General features: G+C 68.6%; 16 protein-coding genes and 1 pseudogene. 6 read left to right on the top strand and 11 right to left on the bottom strand.

All coding sequences use genetic code 11. The annotated features are described in order from the left end of the window. Positions 1–802 (top strand): annotated as a pseudogene (locus V3W46_RS03020) (hypothetical protein); the annotation flags it as partial. Here the strand turns inward: V3W46_RS03020 and V3W46_RS03025 are convergent. Further along, entirely contained in the window at positions 730–2,301 is a 1,572-nt protein-coding gene (locus V3W46_RS03025; RefSeq protein ID WP_331781616.1) for an MFS transporter, read from the bottom strand. The pseudogene V3W46_RS03020 and the gene V3W46_RS03025 sit on opposite strands and share 73 nt — an antisense overlap. A 139-nt stretch (positions 2,302–2,440) precedes the next feature. Between V3W46_RS03025 and V3W46_RS03030 the strand changes: the two genes are divergently transcribed. Both V3W46_RS03030 and nagA read left to right on the top strand, forming a co-directional pair. Continuing rightward, a complete protein-coding gene (locus V3W46_RS03030) occupies positions 2,441–2,797 on the top strand; it encodes a YrdB family protein (RefSeq protein ID WP_331781617.1) in 357 nt (118 codons plus the stop codon). Further along, positions 2,794–3,981, top strand: a complete 1,188-nt coding sequence (gene nagA, locus V3W46_RS03035) for an N-acetylglucosamine-6-phosphate deacetylase (RefSeq protein ID WP_331781618.1) — start codon at positions 2,794–2,796, stop codon at positions 3,979–3,981. The genes V3W46_RS03030 and nagA overlap by 4 nt, the downstream gene beginning before the upstream one ends. A 7-nt stretch (positions 3,982–3,988) precedes the next feature. Here the strand turns inward: nagA and V3W46_RS03040 are convergent, their stop codons facing one another. Continuing rightward, positions 3,989–5,203: an NADP-dependent isocitrate dehydrogenase gene (locus V3W46_RS03040; protein ID WP_331781619.1), complete on the bottom strand. Its 1,215-nt coding sequence runs from the start codon at positions 5,201–5,203 to the stop codon at positions 3,989–3,991. Between the two features lie 178 nt (positions 5,204–5,381). On the opposite strand from V3W46_RS03040, the gene V3W46_RS03045 reads away from it, so the two are divergent. Genes V3W46_RS03045 through V3W46_RS03055 form a run of 3 tightly spaced genes read left to right on the top strand, consistent with a single transcriptional unit; the run spans position 5,382 to position 6,626 of the window. Then, positions 5,382–5,834, top strand: a complete 453-nt coding sequence (locus tag V3W46_RS03045; RefSeq protein ID WP_331781620.1) for a GNAT family N-acetyltransferase — start codon at positions 5,382–5,384, stop codon at positions 5,832–5,834. A 19-nt stretch (positions 5,835–5,853) separates the two neighbouring features. Continuing rightward, the gene (locus tag V3W46_RS03050; protein WP_331781621.1) at positions 5,854–6,204 is read left to right on the top strand and encodes an MGMT family protein; all 351 of its coding nucleotides are present in this window, start codon (positions 5,854–5,856) and stop codon (positions 6,202–6,204) included. Beyond that, positions 6,204–6,626: a hypothetical protein gene (locus V3W46_RS03055; RefSeq protein WP_331781622.1), complete on the top strand. Its 423-nt coding sequence runs from the start codon at positions 6,204–6,206 to the stop codon at positions 6,624–6,626. The genes V3W46_RS03050 and V3W46_RS03055 overlap by 1 nt, the downstream gene beginning before the upstream one ends. Positions 6,627–6,690: 64 nt before the next feature. Here the strand turns inward: V3W46_RS03055 and V3W46_RS03060 are convergent, their stop codons facing one another. The 9 genes from V3W46_RS03060 to sucC form a co-directional block, all read right to left on the bottom strand. Continuing rightward, complete coding sequence (locus V3W46_RS03060) at positions 6,691–8,505, bottom strand: ABC transporter ATP-binding protein (RefSeq protein ID WP_331781623.1); 1,815 nt, start codon at positions 8,503–8,505, stop codon at positions 6,691–6,693. Beyond that, positions 8,502–10,268, bottom strand: a complete 1,767-nt coding sequence (locus tag V3W46_RS03065) for an ABC transporter ATP-binding protein (RefSeq protein WP_331781624.1) — start codon at positions 10,266–10,268, stop codon at positions 8,502–8,504. Before V3W46_RS03065 ends, V3W46_RS03060 begins: the two co-directional genes overlap by 4 nt. A 136-nt stretch (positions 10,269–10,404) precedes the next feature. Further along, entirely contained in the window at positions 10,405–11,616 is a 1,212-nt protein-coding gene (gene ddaH, locus V3W46_RS03070; protein ID WP_331781625.1) for a dimethylargininase, read from the bottom strand. Positions 11,617–11,666: 50 nt separating this feature from the next. Continuing rightward, on the bottom strand, positions 11,667–13,310 hold the full coding sequence (gene purH / locus V3W46_RS03075) for a bifunctional phosphoribosylaminoimidazolecarboxamide formyltransferase/IMP cyclohydrolase (protein ID WP_331781626.1): 1,644 nt from the start codon (positions 13,308–13,310) through the stop codon (positions 11,667–11,669). Further along, entirely contained in the window at positions 13,307–13,888 is a 582-nt protein-coding gene (gene purN / locus V3W46_RS03080) for a phosphoribosylglycinamide formyltransferase (RefSeq protein ID WP_331781627.1), read from the bottom strand. The genes purH and purN overlap by 4 nt, the downstream gene beginning before the upstream one ends. A gap of 9 nt (positions 13,889–13,897) precedes the next feature. Further along, positions 13,898–15,283 (bottom strand): cell division protein PerM, encoded by a 1,386-nt coding sequence (locus tag V3W46_RS03085; protein ID WP_331781628.1) that lies wholly within the window; start codon positions 15,281–15,283, stop codon positions 13,898–13,900. Positions 15,284–15,299: 16 nt separating this feature from the next. Beyond that, the gene (locus V3W46_RS03090) at positions 15,300–15,905 is read right to left on the bottom strand and encodes a hypothetical protein (protein ID WP_331781629.1); all 606 of its coding nucleotides are present in this window, start codon (positions 15,903–15,905) and stop codon (positions 15,300–15,302) included. 89 nt (positions 15,906–15,994) lie between these two features. Then, positions 15,995–16,897 (bottom strand): succinate--CoA ligase subunit alpha, encoded by a 903-nt coding sequence (gene sucD, locus V3W46_RS03095; RefSeq protein ID WP_331781630.1) that lies wholly within the window; start codon positions 16,895–16,897, stop codon positions 15,995–15,997. Positions 16,898–16,911: 14 nt separating this feature from the next. Continuing rightward, entirely contained in the window at positions 16,912–18,081 is a 1,170-nt protein-coding gene (gene sucC, locus V3W46_RS03100; RefSeq protein ID WP_331781631.1) for an ADP-forming succinate--CoA ligase subunit beta, read from the bottom strand. Positions 18,082–18,223: the final 142 nt, after the last annotated feature.

Genomic DNA, 18,223 nt, shown 5'->3' on the forward strand with positions numbered 1-18,223 from the left:
ACCGGTGCCCACCCCCACGCCGACGCCCACACCGGTGCCCACCCCCACGCCGACGCCCACACCGGTGCCCACCCCGACCCCCGCACCCACCCCGACCATCATCCCCGTCCCGACGCCCACAGCGACGCCACCGCCCACGAGCACACCGGCAGTGGTGCCGGTGCCGACGGCGGTGTTCAGCGTGGATGGGGCGCACCGGGTGTACCCGGGGTTGAGCGGGGTGGCGGAGCCCGGAACGACCGTCGACGTGATCGACGTGGGGGCGGCGGGCGCACCAGTGGTGGCGCGGCTGGTGTGTGACGCAGCGAGCGGGGTGTTCGCGGCGAGCGAGTATCCGGGGCTCGAATTCGGGCAGCACCAGCTCGCGGTGCGTGAGACTCGGGCCGACGGGTCACGATCCGGGCTGACCGCGCCCACGAGCGTTGCACTCGACGGGCTGCAGATCGTCTCGCCGAACCCCGGCGCCACGATCAGCAGCTCCTCGTTCGTGGTCACGGCCGCCGGCGACCCGGGCGGGCTCATCGCCGTGCTCATCGACGCACCGGTCGCGGCCGGGGCGGCCTCTGCAACCGCCAAGAGCGCTCCAGTCAGCGCGCCCCCGGCACCTGCGACGGTCACACCGCTCACCGCGAGCGCCGCCAGCATTCAGCTCGACGCGGACGGCACCGGCTCGACCCTGGTCACGCTGCCGGCGCCGACCGCGGCAGGCGTGGTCGACATCTCGCTGCGCTACAGCGATCCGTCGACGGGACGCTTCGGGCCGACCAGCTCGGTCTCGGTGTCGTTCGACCCGAACGCGTGACCGTCGGGCGCGTGGCCGTCGGGCGCGTGGCCCTCAAGCGGCTTGCACCCACGCACCTGGCCCTCGACCGACTGGCCCTCACGCACCTGGCCCTCGAGCAGCCTGCCCTCGAGCACCTGGCCCTCGAAGAGCTGAGCCCCGGCGAGCTCGGCGCCGGCCATCGCCTCGACGTGGAGGTCGTCGGTGCGCGCGGCTCCGGAGGCGGCATCCGCGGCGACCCCCCGCTCACCACCGGCCACACCGGCGGCACCGGCGGCACCGGCGGCACCGACCCTGGCACGGGCGCGACGACGGTGCGACGCGACGACCGAACCGAACAGCAGCACAAGCGACGCGAGAAGCAGCACGAGGTCGCCGACGGGCAGCGCCATCAGGCCGTAGTTCGACAGCAGGAAGCCGCCGATGACGGCGCCCGTCGCAATTCCGATGTTGAACGACGACGAGAAGAACGCCACCGCCGTGTCGCGCACCTGCGCCGACGCCACGTGCAGCAGCCGCGACTGCAGCAGCGACGGGAGCATGCCGAAGGCGACACCCCACACGACGAGCGCGCTGATCGAGAGCGCAACGCTGCCCGACAGGAAGGCCAGGGCGGCCACCGCCACGACCGTCGCCGCAACTCCGATGACGATGCCGAGCATGGGCCGGCGGCTGAACAACAACCCCACCAGCAGCAGACCCACCGCCCCGCCGGCACCGTAGACGAACAGAACCGCGCCGATGCGGTCGGCCGGAATGCCGACCTGCGTCGTCAGGAATGGCGCGATGTAGGTGTAGAGCGCGTAGTGACCCACCATGATGGTCGCCGTCGTGATGCAGATCAGTACGACCCCGCCGATGGTGGCATCGCGCGGCGCCCGCTCGGCGCCCGGTGAACGACCGGCCCGCCGGCTGGGAGCAGCCTCGACGCTCACCCGCGGCAGGAAGCGCAGAATCAGCACCGCAGAGCACAGCCCGAGCACGGCCACGACCACGAACGGCGCGCGCCACCCGAACGCCTGCCCGACGACCGTGGCGAGGGGCACGCCGAACACGATGGCGAGCGTTCCGCCCGACGTGATGATGGCGACAGCGCGACCGACCTGCTCCTTGGCGACGAGGTGGCCCGAGTAGGCGCCCACCACCGCCCAGAACAGCCCGTGCGCGACACCGCCGAGGATGCGCGCCACCGCGAGCCAGCCGTAGTCGGGCGCGAGCGCCGAGAACAGCGCCGCCGCCGACACCACGAGCAGCACGACCACGACGAGGGAGTGCCGCGAGAACCGGCGGGTCAGCGACACCAGCGGCACGCTGGTGAGCACCACCGCGAGCGCGAAGAACGTGACCAGGAAGCCGATCTGCGACTCGGTGACCCCGAGCTCGGTGCTCATCTCGGGCAGCAGCCCGGTGGGGATCATCTCGGCAGTGACGCTGGTGAAGACGGCGACGGCGAGGATGACCAGACCGCCGGTGGGAAAGGGGCGCGAAGAAGACGAAGGAGTTTTGACGGAAGTCGTCACGAGTGAACCAGTTCTGCATGCAGCGGCGGGCAGTCGACAGTTTCACGCCCGGGGCCGCACGATATCCGTCGACCAACTCCCATGGTACGGCAGCCGTTGCCTGCGGGCGCCCCCAGCGCCCCGCAGTAGCATTGCAGTCGTGAACCAGCAAGCCACCCAGCCCGTGCGCATCGGCCCGAACGACGTGCTGCGCTTCCTCCTCGAGCTCTTCGCCTTCTTCTCACTGGGCCTGTGGGGCTTCGTCTCGTGGCCGCCGCTGCTCAACTTCGTGTTCGGCATCGGCGCCCCGCTGTTCGCCATCGTGCTGTGGGGGCTGTTCCGCTCGCCGAGGGCGGTCATCACCCTCGACCCGTTCGGCAAGGCTCTCGTCGAGATCGTCATCATGGGCTCTGCCGCACTGAGCTGGCTCGTGATGGGCCAGCCCATCGTCGCCATCGTGTTCGGGGTCGTCGCCGTGATCAGCGGGGTCATCTCGGGTCGCAAAGAGTTCGAATGAGCGTGGTCATCCACGGCGCGACGAAGATCGACGCCGACGGCATCGTCGACGACTTCTGGATCGCGTTCAGCCCCCAGGCCATTCTCGCCACCGGCACGGGCAACGGCTGGTATGGCTGGGGCACCGCGCCCGGCGCAACCGTCGTCGACGCCACAGGGCGAGTGGCCACACCCGGCTTCATCGACGTACACGCCCACGGCGGTGGCGGCCACGCCTTCGACGACGGCCCCGGCGAGATCACCGCCGCACTCGCGACGCACCGCCGGCGCGGAACCACCCGCTCGGTGATCAGCCTGGTGACGAACCCGCTCGACGCCCTGCACGCCAGTCTCGCCGCCGTCGCCGACCTCATCGAGCGTGACCCGCTGGTCTTGGGTTCGCACCTCGAGGGCCCGTACCTGTCACCGGAGAACCGCGGCGCCCATCACCCCGACCATCTCAGAACCCCGGATGCCGCACAGATCGCCGACCTCGTCGACGCCGCGCGAGGCACCCTCCTGCAGCTGACGCTCGCTCCCGAGTTGCCCGGCGCCCTCGACGCGATCGAGCAGCTCACCGGTGACGGGGTCGTGGCGGCCGTCGGCCACACCACGGCCGACTTCGCCCTGGCGCAGGCCGCGTTCGACCGCGGCGCCACGCTGCTCACGCACGCCTTCAACGCCATGCCGGGCATCCGGCACCGCGAGCCGGGCCCCGTGACCGCCGCTCTCAGCGACCCTCGGGTGGCCCTCGAACTCATTCTCGACGGCGTGCACGTGCACCCGCAGGTCGCCCGCATCGCCTTCTTCTCGGCGCCGCAGCGCATTCTGCTGGTCACCGACGCCATGGCTGCGGCGGGGGCGCCGGACGGCGACTACGCGATCGGCGACCTGGCCGTCACTGTGACAGCTGGCGTGGCACGGCTGAGCGGCACCGACACGATCGCGGGTTCGACCCTGACTCAGGATGCCGCACTGCGCTCCGCCGTCTTCGATGCCGGCATCGACCCGGTGCTCGCCGTTCGCGCGGTGACGGCGTCGCCCGCCCGAGCGCTGGGCCTCGACGACGTGTTCGGCTATCTCGCGCCCGGATTCGCACCCGACGTGGTGCTGCTCGACGCCGACTGGGTGGTGAAAGACGTCTGGGCCGCCGGCGAACCGACGACCCAGACGACACCGCGCACCGAGTCGGCGCGCACGTTCTAGCGAAAGACTAGGCCAGGCGGGCCGCCAGGTTCTCGGTCAGCGTCGCGAGGAACTCCTCGGTCGTCTGGTACGGCTGGTCGGGGCCGATGAGCAGCGCGAGGTCTTTCGTCATCGCGCCCGACTCGACCGTCTTGATGACGACGTCTTCGAGGGTCACTGCAAAGGTCGCCAGTTCGGCGTTGTCGTCGAGCGTGGCGCGGTGGGCGAGCCCACGGGTCCAGGCGTAGATCGACGCGATCGGGTTGGTCGACGTGGGCTTGCCGGCCTGGTGCTGGCGGTAGTGCCGGGTCACGGTGCCGTGCGCGGCTTCGGCCTCGACGGTCTTGCCGTCGGGCGTGAACAGCACGCTCGTCATCAGGCCCAACGAACCGAAGCCTTGGGCGACGGTGTCGCTCTGAACGTCGCCGTCGTAGTTCTTGGCGGCCCACACGTAGCCGCCCTCCCACTTCAGGGCGGCGGCGACCATGTCGTCGATCAGACGGTGCTCGTAGGTGATGCCGGCCTCGGCGAACGCCGCGGCGAACTCGTCGTCGAAGACCTCCTGGAAGAGGTCTTTGAAGCGGCCGTCGTAGGCCTTCAGAATGGTGTTCTTGGTCGACAGGTACACCGGGTACTTGCGGGCGAGGCCGTAGGCCAGCGAGGCGCGGGCGAAGTCGCGGATCGACTCGTCGAGGTTGTACATGGCCATGGCCACACCCGAACCGGGCGACTGGAAGACCTCGAACGACTGCGGCTCGCTGCCGTCTTCGGGCGCGAACGAGATGGTCAGCGTGCCCTTGCCCTCGAAACGGAAGTCGGTGGCCTTGTACTGGTCGCCGAACGCGTGGCGGCCGACGATGATCGGCTTGTTCCAGCCGGGAACCAGGCGCGGGATGTTCGAGATGATGATGGGCTCGCGAAAGATCGTGCCGCCGAGGATGTTGCGGATGGTGCCGTTCGGGCTCTTCCACATCTTCTTCAGGCCGAACTCTTCGACACGCGCCTCGTCGGGCGTGATCGTGGCGCACTTCACGCCCACACCGTGCTTCTTGATGGCGTTGGCCGCGTCGATGGTGACCTGGTCGTCGGTCGCGTCGCGGTGCTCGATGCCGAGGTCGTAGTACTCGAGGTTGACGTCGAGGTAGGGGTAGATCAGCGTGTCTTTGATCGACTGCCAGATGATGCGGGTCATCTCGTCGCCGTCAAGCTCGACGACCGTTCCTTCAACGTGGATCTTCGACATTCAAACTCCTTACCCGGTTGGGCCGTCTCAGCCCGTAAACAAAGCCAAGGAGTAGCTTACCCGCATTGAGAAGTATCTCGACGTAGAGACAGTTTTGCTGACCGGTCTCTCAGGCGCGACGCCCGATGTTCGCCTGTGGCGTGTGGCGCGGCCCCGGGCATCCCAGTACCCTGAGTGCATGGGTGAACTGAGACTCGAAGAATTGTCGGCAGACAATATCGTCGCCGCCAACACGCTGACGCTGAAGCCCGGGCAAGAGCAGTTCGTCGCACCCGTCTCGCACTCCATCGCCGAGGCCTACGTCAATCCGTCGACCGCGTGGCCGCGCGTCGTGCTCGACGACGACGAGGTCGTCGGCTTCATCATGGGCAACTTCGACCCCGACAGCCCACACGACGAGTTCCGCGGCTGCATCTGGCGCATGAACGTCGCGGCGAGCGCCCAGGGCCGCGGAATCGGCCGGTTCGCCGTGACGGCGCTGGCCGACGAGGCGCGGTCTCGCGGCTTCGACCGGCTCACCGTCATGTTCGAGCCGGGCGCCGACGGCCCCGAGGCGTTCTTCTTCGCAGTGGGCTTCGAGCCCATCGGCGAGACGCAGTACGGCGAGACCATCGCCGCGCTGAACCTGTAGCCCGAAGCGCCGCCACGCAGTGCTCGCTGACGACGCGCCCGCCGCGGACGCGCCCGCCGCCGCCGATTTCGGCGCGCTCGTGCTCGAACTCGTCGACGCCATTCCGCCCGGGTCGGTGCTGACCTACGGAGACGTCGCAGCCCTGCTCGGGTCGCGCGCTGCGCGGGCGGTCGGCACCGTGATGGCGCGGTCGGGCGGTATGCATCCGTGGTGGCGCGTGGTGCGCAGCGGCGGGCATCCACCCCGCGGGCTCGAAACGGATGCCCGGCGGCACTACGAGGCCGAGAACACCCCTCTTCTAAGCTCGCCTACAGGTTGCGGCTACCGCGTCGACTACGCTGTGGCAGTGTGGAAAGCCAACGAACTGTGATGCGCCGTGTCTTTGCCGTCTGTGCGATCGCGGTTGTCGGCACGTCGCTGTTCTCGGGCTGCGCCATCGCCAACGTGGTCTCGCCGCCCTTCGCCGCAGCCATCTATGCGTCGCCCGCCGACGCGGCCGGTGCGGCCTCGAACGTGGCCCTGCCGGCGTGGGTTCCCGCCGATGCCGTCAACATCCGCATCAAGACCGACGAGACGAAGAATGCCTCGATCATGATGTTCCAGGCCACCAACACCGCACCGACCTTCACCGGCTGCGACGCGGCCAGCGACCCCGACGTCAAGACCGACGCCACCGCGGCCCTCAACGAGACGTGGTGGCCACAGGCGATGAACGACGGTGTCGGCGTGGTCTGCAACGGCCCGTGGCACCTGTTCGCCCAAGACGGCTTCTACTACGCCTGGACCCCCTAGCGCTCGCCGCTCGACAGCAGAACCGCGGGAGTTGCGCAGCAGCTCAACCGCACCCGCGCAGCAGCTACACCAGCGACTGCCGCCACGAGGCGTGCAGTTGGGCGAACCGGCCGGTTCCGCCGATCAGGTCGGCCGGCGTTCCGTCTTCGATGATGCGCCCATGCTCCATGACCAGAACGCGGTCGGCGATCGCCACGGTCGAGAGACGGTGGGCGATGATCACGGCCGTGCGGTCGGCGAGCAGGGTCTGCAGCGCATCCTGAACCAGCCGCTCGCTCGGAATGTCGAGTGACGCGGTCGCCTCGTCGAGAATGAGCACCGCGGGGTCGGCGAGGAACGCCCGGGCGAACGACACGAGCTGGCGCTGGCCTGCCGAGACCCGGCCGCCGCGTTTGTCGACGTCGGTCTCATAGCCGTTCGGCAGCGCCTCGATGAAGTCGTGCGCGCCGACCGCCTTGGCCGCCGCGATGATCTCGTCGAGTGACGCCCCCGGCTTGCCGATGGCGATGTTGTCGGCGACGGTTCCCGAGAACAGGTAGGCCTCCTGGGTGACCATCACGATGGCGCGCCGCAGGTCTTTCGGGTGCAGGTCGCGCAGGTCGATGCCGTCGAGCGTCAGCCGGCCCTCGGTCGGGTCGTAGAACCGCGAGATGAGCTTCGCGAGCGTCGACTTGCCGGCGCCCGTCGAGCCCACCAGCGCGATCGTCTGGCCGGCGGGGATGCGCAGGTCGAAGCGCGGCAGGATGACCCGGCCGTTCTGGTACGAGAACTCGACCCCGTCGAAGTCGACCTCGCCGTTCGAGCTCCACAGGTCGACCGGTTTCACCGGGTCGGGCACGCTGGGCTGCTCTTCGAGCACCCCCGAGATCTTCTCGAGCGCCGCGGCCGCCGACTGGTAGGAGTTGTAGAACATCGCCATCTCCTCCATCGGGTCGAAGAAGCGGCGTGTGTAGAGCACCGCGGCCAGCAGCACCCCGACGGCCACCTGACCGTCGACGACTCGAAACGCCCCGACGAGCAGCACGACGGCCACCGTCACGTTGCCGATGAGCACCAGCCCTGGGTCGAAGATTCCGAACAGCCTGATCACGCGGGAGTTCGACGACCGGTAGTCTTCGGTCAGCCCGGCGAACTCGGCATCGTTCGCCTTCTCAGTGCGAAAGGCCTGCACGGCACGGATGCCCGTCATGGTCTCGACGAACTTCACGATCAGCTTCGCCGACGCCACCCGGGTGAGGCGGAACATCTTCTGCGAGCGCAGCTGGAACCAGCGGGTCAGAATCAGCAGGGGCACCAACGAGATCACCAGGATGACCCCGCTCGCCCAGTCGAGGGCGAACAGCGCGATGCCGATGAACAGCATGTAGAGCAGACCCTGCACGAGCTGGTTGATGCCCGAGTCGAGCAGCTCGCGAATCGCGTCGAGGTCGCTCGTCTGACGCGAGATGATGCGCCCCGACGTATACGTCTCGTGGAATTCGAGGCTCAGTCTCTGGGTCTGCACGAACACGCGTTTGCGCAGGTCGAGCAGAATCGCCTGCGAGATGCGCGCGGTGAGCACCGTGAACCACGAGATCAGCACCGCGCCCACGATGCCCGCGAGCAGGTAGGCGACGCCGGCGAGGGCCAGCGGCATCCAGTCGTTGGCCAGCAGCGCCGGCAGCCCCGTGTCGATGCCGTACGCGATCAGCGCCGGCCCGGCGACCTGGGCCGCCGTGCTGATCACCACGACCACCAGGCTCACGACGAGGCGCGACCGCTCGGGGCGCAGCAGCGAGCCGAGCAGGCGCAGCGAGCGCGACCTGATCTGGGCGCTCTCGGCCTTGGTGAAGTCGTTGCGCTCTTCACCGCCGACGCCTTCGACAGCGCTCTCGCTCATGCCGACACCTCCTCTTCGAAGCTCGAGATCACGAATCGGTAGTGGTCGCTCGTCGCGAGCAGCTCGGCGTGCGTGCCGACCGCCGTGACACGGCCCGCCTCGAGCAGGGCGACCCGGTCGGCGAGCGCGACTGTCGAGGGGCGGTGCGCCACGATGAGGGCGGTGGTCGAGGCCAGCACCCGGCGAAGCGCGGCTTCGACCAGCGCCTCGGTGTCGACGTCGAGCGCCGACAGCGGGTCGTCGAGCACCAGCACGCGCGGTTTGGCCGCGATGGCACGCGCGAGCGCCAGGCGCTGGCGCTGGCCACCCGAGAGGCTGAGACCCTCTTCGCCCACCCGGGTGTCGAGCCCGTCGGGCAGGTCGTAGACGAACCCGGCCTGGGCGATCTCGAGCGCCTCGGCCACCTCGGCATCGCTCGCCTCCGGCCGCCCGAGAACCACGTTCTCGCGCACAGAGGCACTGAACAGCGTCGCGTCTTCGAACGCCATGGCGATGTTCGTGCGCAGGTCAGACCTGGTCAGCTCGCGAATGTCGACGCCGTCGAGCCGCACCGCCCCCGAGCTCACGTCGTACAGCCGCGTGGTCAGCGCCGTGAGTGTGGTCTTGCCCGAACCGGTAAGCCCGACGAGCGCCATGGTCTCGCCCGGCTCGATGACGAGGTCGATGCCGTCGAGCAGGTCGGTGAAACGGTCGGGCGCATCCTGGTACCGGTAGTGCACATCGTCGAACGTCAGCTGGCCGCGTGGGTTCAGGATGACCGTGGGGTTCGCCGGGTCTTCGATGGTGTTCACCGAGTCGAGCACGTCGAAGAACCTCGCCGTCGCCGTCTTCGCGTCGAACGTCATGGCGAGGAAGTACCCCATCGATTCGACGGGGAAGAGCAGCACGGTGCCGGTGGCGAAGAACGCGACCAGCTCGCCCACCGAGGTCTGGCCGGTGGAGGCCAGCCACACACCCACCACGAGGCAGACGGCGAACGCCACGTCGGGAATCAGCAGCAGCCACAGCCAGATGCTCGCTATGGCTTTCGCCTTCTCGATCTCGGTGCCGCGCAGCTGCTCGGCCTGGCGTTCGAACTTCTTCAGCGCAAAGCTGCCGCGCCCGAACGCCTTCAACACCCGGATGCCGTGAACCGACTCTTCGACGGCCGTGGCCAGGTCGCCGGCCTGGTCTTGGCTGCGCCGCGCCGCCTCGGAGTACCGCCCCTCGAACACGTAGCTGTAGGCGAGCACCGGAATCGACGCGACCAGGAAGATCAACCCCAGCACCCAGTTGATGCTGATCAGCACGGCGAACCCGATGAAGATGGTCACCACGTTCACCACCATGATGACGATACCGAACGACAGCCAGCGCCTGATCAGGTTGAGGTCGCTGACGGCGCGCGAGAGCAGCTGGCCGCTCGGCCAGCGGTCGTGAAAGCTGACCGGCAGGTCTTGCAGGTGCGTGTAGAGGCCGTTGCGCATGCGGGCCTCGATGTGCGTGCCGGGGGTGAGCACCAGAACGCGGCGCAGCGCGATGAGCACGGCCTCGAGCACGCCGAGGACGAGCACGATCAGCACCACCGGCCAGATCTCGGACGAGTCGCCGTCGGCGAGCGGCCCGTCGATCAGCACGGCGAGAACCTGCGGAATGGCGAGCGAGACCAGGCTCGCGGTGAGCGAGACGACCATGGCGAGGTAGATGCGCGGCATCGCCGGCTTGGCGTAGGCGTAGAGACGCCAGAGCGTGCGGAACGTCAACTGTCTTTGTGAGGCAGGCATGAACGTGAGTCCTAAAACGAGAGGTGCGTGTGTGGGGTGGCCTTGTGGGCCGGGCGCGGGCGCGGTGAAAGCGGGTCGGGTCGAAGAGTGAGCAGCCTTTCAGGCTACACACGTCTGGGCGCGACGGGCAACCTCGTCAGCGCACTCGCACCGAGAGGCAGGTGACGCAGCCCTCGAGTTTCTCGTATTCGCTGATGTCGACGGCGATCACGCGGTAGCCGAGATTCTCGATCAGTTCGGCCGTCTTCGGTGCAGACGTGGCCATCAGCACCGTGTCGTCGCTGAGCTTGACCACGTGGGCACCGCCCTCTTCGGGCACGCTCAGGAAGCGATCGAAGATCTTCGGGTCGTCGACGAGTGGCAGGTAGCCGATCACCGTTCCGTCGGGCAGCGCGGTCACGGCGCTCTTCAGATGCAGCACCTTCGTGAGCGGAACCGCGACCACGGTGTAGCCGAGCGCAGAGACGATGTGCCGCAGCTGATGGATGCCCTCGGCGTTGGTTCTGCCGCTGCGGCCGACGTACACCGTCGAGCCCACCTTCAGAACGTCACCGCCGTCGAGCGTGCCCGGCTGGGCGATGCGGGCGACCTTCAGCCCCATCTCGAGCACGGTCTTCTCCACGGCCTCGGTCTCTTCGACGCGGTGCTCGCTGCCCGGGCTGGTGATGACGGCGACGTCGTCGAAGATCACCACGGCGTCTTCGACGAACACCGAGTCGGCGAGGTTGTGCGCCACGTCGACCTCGACCGTCGTCCACCCCGCCGTCTCGAGCACCGAGACGTACGACTCCCACTGCTCGTCGGCGAGGTCGAGGTCGATGTCGGTCTTGTCGATGTGCGTCACGTGGCCGTCGGCGAGGGTCGCCGGCGGGCGACGGATGATCGCCACACGGCGTTCGATCGCGGCCGGGGTGGCACGGGCATCCGACTGCGCGATGCCGAAGAACACGCGCCGGCCGATCGTCGCCCAGCACAGGATGACCACCAGCACGAACACCAGGTTGATGCCCACGAGGCTTGCGACCAGGTAGTCGATCACGTCGGAGTCGAGCGCGTTGCCCTGGGCGAGAAGCGGGATGCCCGTTCCGATCAGCGCCGCCAGAACACCCGAGACCAGCCCGGCTGCGAGCGCCAGGTACCAGCGTCGGTACGCTCCGACCCAGGCGAAGACCGCCGAGAAGAGCAGCACGAACAGCGTCTGCGGCACGAAGAACGCGTTGACGACCGGGAAGACCGCCGGATCGAAACCCTTGACGATGAAGAACGACAGCAGCATCGCGAGGTGCGCGATGGCCGCGACGACCACCGCCGAGACGATCGACGCAGCGATGATGCGGGGCCTGAACATGGGTGTGACTCTCTGCTCGTGGAGAAGGGGCGCTTTGTGAAGGGGCGCCTCTAGTGGAAGAAGTGGCGCTCGCCGGTGAAGTACATGGTGACGCCGGCCTTCACGGCCGCCTCGATGACCTCGTCGTCGCGAACCGAACCGCCGGGCTGCACGACGGCCTTCACGCCGGCGTCGAGCAGCACCTGCAGCCCGTCGGCGAAGGGAAAGAACGCGTCAGAGGCGGCGACCGACCCGGAGGCGCGGCTGCCCGCACGGCTGACAGCCAGCTGGCACGAGTCGACGCGGTTCACCTGGCCCATGCCGACACCCACCGAGGCGCCGTTGGTCGCGAGCAGAATGGCGTTCGACTTCACCGAGCGGCAGGCGACCCAGGCGAACTCGAGGTCGGCCAGCGTGCGGGCGTCGGCCTGCTCGCCCGACACCAGCTGCCAGCTCGCGGTGCTGTAGCCGGCGAACGAGTCGGCCTGCTGGGCCAGCAGGCCCCCGCTGATCTGTTTGAGTTCGACGGCAGGCCTGGCGTAGTCGACGGGCAGGCGCAGCAGGCGAAGGTTCTTCTTCTTCTCGAGCAGTTTCAGGGCATCCGGTTCGAAGTCGGGTGCGACCAGCACCTCGGTGAAGATCTCGCTCACCGTCTCGGCCATGCCGAGCGTGACCGTGCGGTTCGCCGCGATGACGCCGCCGAACGCCGACACCGGGTCGCACTCGTGGGCCCGCAGGTGCGCCGACGCGATGGGATCGATGGCCGACGACGAGGCGACCGCGATGCCGCACGGGTTGGCGTGTTTGATGATCGCCACAGCCGGCTCGGCGAAGTCGAAGGCGGCGCGCAGGGCGGCATCGGCGTCGACGAAGTTGTTGTACGACATCTCTTTGCCGTGCAATTGCTCGGCCTGGGCGATTCCGCGGCCGTTCTGTTCGAGGTAGAGCGCCGCGGCCTGGTGCGCGTTCTCGCCGTAGCGCAGGGTGTGCGAGAGAGCCACGCTGCGCTCGATGAGCTTCGGAAAGCCGCCGGAGGCCAGCGGGGCCGTGGGGTCGAACACGCCCTCGACGGGCAGCGAGCTGGCGCCGAGCTGCTCGGCGAACCAGGTGGCGACCGCAGTGTCGTAGGCCGCGGTGTGCGCGAACGCGGTGGCCGCGAGCTGGCGACGCGTGGCGAGCGAGGTGCCGCCCGTCTCGAGTGCCTCGAGAATCTGCGGGTAGGTGTTCGGCGACACGGCGATCGCGACGTTGGCGTGGTTCTTGGCGGATGCCCGAACCAGCGCCGGGCCGCCGATGTCGATCTGCTCGATGACGTCGTCACCCTGGGCGCCGCTGGCGACGGTCTCAGAGAACGGGTAGAGGTTCACGACCACGAGCTGGAAGGCCTGGATCTCGAGCTGCTGCAGCTGCGCGATGTGCGACTCGAGCCGCAGGTCGGCGAGGATGCCCGCGTGCACCGAGGGGTGCAGCGTCTTGACGCGGCCGTCGAGCGACTCGGGAAAGCCGGTGATCGAGCTGACCTCGGTGACGGCGAAACCGGCGGCGGCGATGGTCTTCGCGGTCGAACCGGTCGAGACGATCTCGACGCCGGCGGCAGAGAGCGCCGCGGCCAGCTCGACCAGGCCGGATTTGTCGCTCACCGACACGAGGGCGCGTTTGATGGGCACCAGGTCGCGGTGGTGGAAAAGTGACGGGTCGTGGCGGGGGCCGCTCATGGTCTGACTCCTTCTGCAGTGGTGGCGATGTCGCGCACGGCCGCGACGAGCAGCGCCCGCTCGACCGTCTTGATTCGTTCGTGGAGCTCGTGCTCGGTGTCGCCGGGCAGCACCTCGACGGCCTGCTGCACGAGCACCGGGCCGGTGTCGACGCCCTCGTCGACGATGTGCACGGTCACCCCGGTCTGGGTCACGCCGGCGGCCAGTGCATCCCGAACCGCGTGCGCACCGGGAAAGGCGGGCAGCAGGGCGGGGTGCGTGTTGATCAGGTTCGGCGAGAGGGCTGCCACGAAACGTGGCGGCAGGATGCGCATGAAACCCGCACAGACCACGAGGTCGGGCGACCAGGCCTCGACCTGCGCCAGCAGCTCATCGCCCCACGCGGCCCGGTCGGCGAACGCCGTCGGCACCACCGTGAACGAGGGAACCCCGAAGGCCTCGGCGTGCTCGAGACCGGGAGCGTCGGTGTCGGAGCCGACCGCCACGACGCGCGCGGGAAAGTCGGCGTCTGCCGTCGCCTCGAGCAAGGCACGGAGGTTCGACCCGCCGCCCGAGATCAGAACGACAAGGGAAAGCACCCTGAAAGCTTACCGGGGCGAGGTGGCCTTCTCCTGCGAGCCGTCGGCGGGGGGCGCGGGGTCGGCCGGTGCTTCGGGGGCGGCCGTGCCGCGGGAGGGTTTGTCGACGGTGAGTTTGTCGCGGGCGGCTTTGTCGCGGGCGGCCGTGCCGCGGGCATCCGCGTCGCGCGGCGCGCCCGTCACGCCACCGCGGCCGCGCATGCCGTTGGCCAGCAGGCCGATCGTTGCCGTCACGCCGAAGATCACGAGCGCCCAGAGGAACACCGCGCCCGGGTCGGGCCCCACGTCGGCCAGTCGCCCCGGTCCGAGTGCGCCGCCCGACCACATGGCGAGCAGTGACAGGATGGTGGCCGCCACCACTCCCATGCCGACACCGGTGCCGAGCATCCGCCCCGCCTCGCGCAGCGAGAACGCTGCGGGCGAGGGCAGTCGGCCGCGCAGCACCGCCGCCACGACCAGCCCGACGACCACCGGCACGATCAGCGCTACGAAGCCGAGGGGCGACCCCTGCGGCAGGGCGCCGAACACCGGCAGCGACGGAATGAGTCCGAGCTGGGTGCCGAGCGGCGACACCGACGAGCCGGTGCCGAGCGCGAAACCGGGGCCGAGCAGCCAGCTCGCCGCCCAGATGGCGAGGTTCGGCATCACCGCGATCTGGCCGAGGGTGAGCGCGGCGCCGCCGGCGATGCCCGACTGCAGCGACTCGTACAGCGAGATCACGGTCGAATAGTGGATGACCAGCAGCAGCGACACGGCGAGCGCACCCGCCGCGACCATCGCCGCGGCCATGATCGCTCCCCCGCGCAGGGCGACCGCCGCCAGGGTGCGCACCTCGTCAGAGAGGCGGTCGGTCTGGTCGAGCACCCACTCGGCCAAGGGGGCGTGCAGGCGCAGCAGTGTGCTCCAGGCGCCGATGACCGCGCCGACGCCGTAGAGCAGCGGAAGCAGCACGACGGCCTGCCGCAGCGACGGCACGGCGGTCGCCGACTGCGCGGTGCTCCAGATGAGCGCGGCCAGAACCCCGACCGTCAGCACCCCGGTCACGGTGCCGAGCACAGGGTGAGGCGACTGGCCGAGGCGCAGGCCCGAGCGACGGCCGAGCAGCACGGTGAGCAGGGCGAAACCGAGCGGGGCGATGCCGATCTCGAACGGCACGGCGGCCTGTTCGAGACCGAGCTGCGCCGCGGTCTGCGGGTCGATCGACACCAGCAGGTCGACGCCGTTGCCGAGCATCCAGAAATCTGCGGCCGCGCGCCAGAACGACGTCCAGTCGACGGCGAGGTCGAACTGCACCGCCCAGAGAATGGTGAGCATGACGAGCGGGATGCCGAGGCCGATGGCCACAGATAGAAGTGCGTCGAGCGCGGCCAGCAGAGCCGTGGTGGGGCGGTTCACGTGGTGGGTCGATTCATCAGTGGAAGGCGATCTTCAGAATGATGACGAACACACCCAGCAGGCCGGTCACGATCGACCCGAGAATGCGAACCCACCACACGCTGCCCCGGTCGGCGAAGGCGAACCAGCCGAGCGCCGCGAGCAGCAGCACCGGCAGCCAGAGCGAGATGCGGTAGGCGACGCTCTCCTGCATCAGGCCGAGGGCCCCGAAGAGCAGGAAGAGGCAGGGTATCAGCGCCGCGTAGAGCAGGCCGGCGGCGGTGTTCAGGCTGTGCTTCAGCGAGGCGATCATGGGCAGGCCGATGGCCTTCGGGGTGCCGTAGTGCGCGATGCTCTCGGCGAAGACGTGGGCGATCCAGAAGACCAGAACGGTGCCGACGGTCGTGATCAGAACCTCGAGGTCGCTCTCGTCGTCGGCGGCTGTGCCGATGATGGCGCTGACCAGCAGAGTGCCATAGATGGCCTGCGGAGTGACGATGCGGGTGCGGGCGCGGCGGTAGCGCGACATGGGTGCGGCGCCGCGGGTACCTGTCGGGCCCGTGGCGATGGGGGCACCGAGGTCGCGGGGGTCGCTCGGGTCGCTGGGGTCGCTGGCGTTGGAAAAGGGCGCGTCAGCCGTCACGCGGGGTCTCCGATCGTCATCAGTACAAACGTAACGGCCCCCCACCGCAATGGAGGGCCGTCACGCGGGGCGTCGCAATTCGCGCGGGCCTACAGGCTCGCGTACACCTCACGCAGCAGTTGCGCGGTCTCGCTGGGCGTCTTGCCCACCTTGACCCCGGCGGCCTCGAGGGCCTCCTTCTTGCCCTGCGCGGTGCCCGCGCCGGCCGAGACGATGGCGCCGGCGTGGCCCATCGTCTTGCCCTCGGGAGCCGTGAAGCCGGCCACGTAGCCGACGACCGGCTTGGTGACGTTGGCCTTGATGAAGTCGGCCGCACGCTCTTCTGCGTCGCCGCCGATCTCGCCGATCATGACGATCGCCTTTGTCTCGGGGTCGGCCTCGAACGCGGCGAGGGCGTCGATGTGCGTGGTGCCGATGATGGGGTCGCCGCCAATGCCGATCGCGGTCGAGAAACCGAGGTCGCGCAGCTCGTACATCATCTGGTAGGTCAGTGTTCCCGACTTCGAGACGAGGCCGATGGGGCCCTTGCCGGTGATGTTGTTCGGCGTGATGCCCACCAGCGACTCGCCCGGAGTGATGATGCCGGGGCAGTTCGGGCCGATGATGCGCGTCTTGTTGCCCTTGGCCTTGGCGTATGCCCAGGCCTCGGCCGAGTCTTGCACCGGGATGCCCTCGGTGATCACGACGAGCAGCGGAATCTCGGCGTCGATGGCCTCGACGATGGCGTCTTTCGAGAACGCCGGGGGAACGAACGCGATCGACACGTCTGCACCGGTCTTCTCGATGGCCTCGGCGACGCTCGCGAAGACAGGCAGCTCGACGGCGGCGCCGTCTTTGTCGGTGTGGCTGACGGTGGTGCCGGCCTTGCGGGCGTTGACACCGCCGACCACCTGGGTGCCGGCCTTCAGCATGAGGGCGGTGTGCTTGGTGCCCTCACCGCCGGTGATGCCCTGCACGATGACCTTGGAGTCTTTGTTCAGAAAAATCGACATGTTCTCTTGTTCCTCTACTTGGCCGCTGCGGCCAGTTCGGCGGCCTTGTCGGCGCCTTCGTCCATGGTGAGCGCCAGGGTGACCAGCGGGTGGGCGGCCTCCTGCAGAATGCGCCGGCCCTCCTCGACCTTGTTGCCGTCGAGGCGCACGACCAAGGGTTTGCTCGCGCTGTCGCCGAGCACCTCGAGGGCGCCGACGATGCCGTTCGCCACGGCGTCACAGGCGGTGATGCCGCCGAACACGTTCACGAAGACGCTCTTGACCTGGTCGTCGCCCAGAATGACATCGAGGCCGTTGGCCATCACCTGGGCGGATGCTCCGCCGCCGATGTCGAGGAAGTTCGCCGGCTTCGCGCCGCCGTGCTTCTCACCGGCGTACGAGACGACGTCGAGCGTCGACATCACGAGACCCGCGCCGTTGCCGATCACGCCGACCTCGCCGTCGAGCTTCACGTAGTTGAGGCCGAGCTTCTTCGCCTTCGCCTCGAGCGGGTCGGCCGCCTCGGCGTCTTCGAGCGCCTCGTGGTTCGGGTGACGGAAGTCGGCGTTCTCGTCGAGCGAGACCTTGCCGTCGAGGGCGACGATGTCACCCTCCTTGGTCAGTACGAGCGGGTTGACCTCGACCAGCGTCGCGTCTTCGCCTTTGTAGACCTCCCAGAGCTTCACGAACACGGGTGCGACCTTGTCGACCAGTTCGGCGGGGAACTTGGCGTCGACGGCGATCTTCTTCGCGCTGTCGAGGTCGATGCCGACACTCGGGTCGACCTCGATGCGCGCCAGCGCCTCGGGGCGCTCGACGGCGAGCTCTTCGATCTCCATGCCGCCCTCGTAGCTGGTCAGCGAGAGGTACGAGCGGTTGGCGCGGTCGAGCAGCACCGAGAAGTAGAACTCCCGGTCGATGTTCGCGCCGCCTGCGACCATGACGCGCTTGACGACGTGGCCCTTGATGTCGAGGCCGAGAATGCTCTTCGCCTTCTCTTCGGCGTCTTCGGGCGAGAACGCCACCTTGACACCGCCGGCCTTGCCGCGGCCGCCCACCTTGACCTGGGCCTTGACCACGGTCACGCCACCGAGCTTCTCGGCGGCGGCCTTCACCTCTTCGGGTGTGTCGGCGATGATGCCCGGCAGAACCGGCACCCCATAGCTCTCGAACAGGTCTCTCGCCTGATACTCAAATAGATCCACGCTTGCTCATCCCATCCGCGTGCTGCCTCAGCGCGCTCGCGTTGCCTGGTTTTTCAAAAGTGATAGCCGGATGCACCGTTCCGCAAGTGTCTTGAAGACGAGACATCTAGACCGTCGACAAGCCTACTCTCCACAACTGGCG

The organism is Subtercola sp. YIM 133946 (assembly GCF_036553535.1).
GTDB lineage: Bacteria > Actinomycetota > Actinomycetes > Actinomycetales > Microbacteriaceae > Subtercola.

Coding starts and splice junctions, on each gene's coding strand:
- nagA (WP_331781618.1), top strand. CDS start 2,794: ATGAGCGTGGTCATCCACGGCGCGACGAAGATCGACGCCGACGGCATC.
- V3W46_RS03040 (WP_331781619.1), bottom strand. CDS start 5,203: ATGTCGAAGATCCACGTTGAAGGAACGGTCGTCGAGCTTGACGGCGAC.
- V3W46_RS03045 (WP_331781620.1), top strand. CDS start 5,382: ATGGGTGAACTGAGACTCGAAGAATTGTCGGCAGACAATATCGTCGCC.
- V3W46_RS03055 (WP_331781622.1), top strand. CDS start 6,204: ATGCGCCGTGTCTTTGCCGTCTGTGCGATCGCGGTTGTCGGCACGTCG.
- V3W46_RS03060 (WP_331781623.1), bottom strand. CDS start 8,505: ATGAGCGAGAGCGCTGTCGAAGGCGTCGGCGGTGAAGAGCGCAACGAC.
- V3W46_RS03065 (WP_331781624.1), bottom strand. CDS start 10,268: ATGCCTGCCTCACAAAGACAGTTGACGTTCCGCACGCTCTGGCGTCTC.
- ddaH (WP_331781625.1), bottom strand. CDS start 11,616: ATGTTCAGGCCCCGCATCATCGCTGCGTCGATCGTCTCGGCGGTGGTC.
- purH (WP_331781626.1), bottom strand. CDS start 13,310: ATGAGCGGCCCCCGCCACGACCCGTCACTTTTCCACCACCGCGACCTG.
- sucD (WP_331781630.1), bottom strand. CDS start 16,897: ATGTCGATTTTTCTGAACAAAGACTCCAAGGTCATCGTGCAGGGCATC.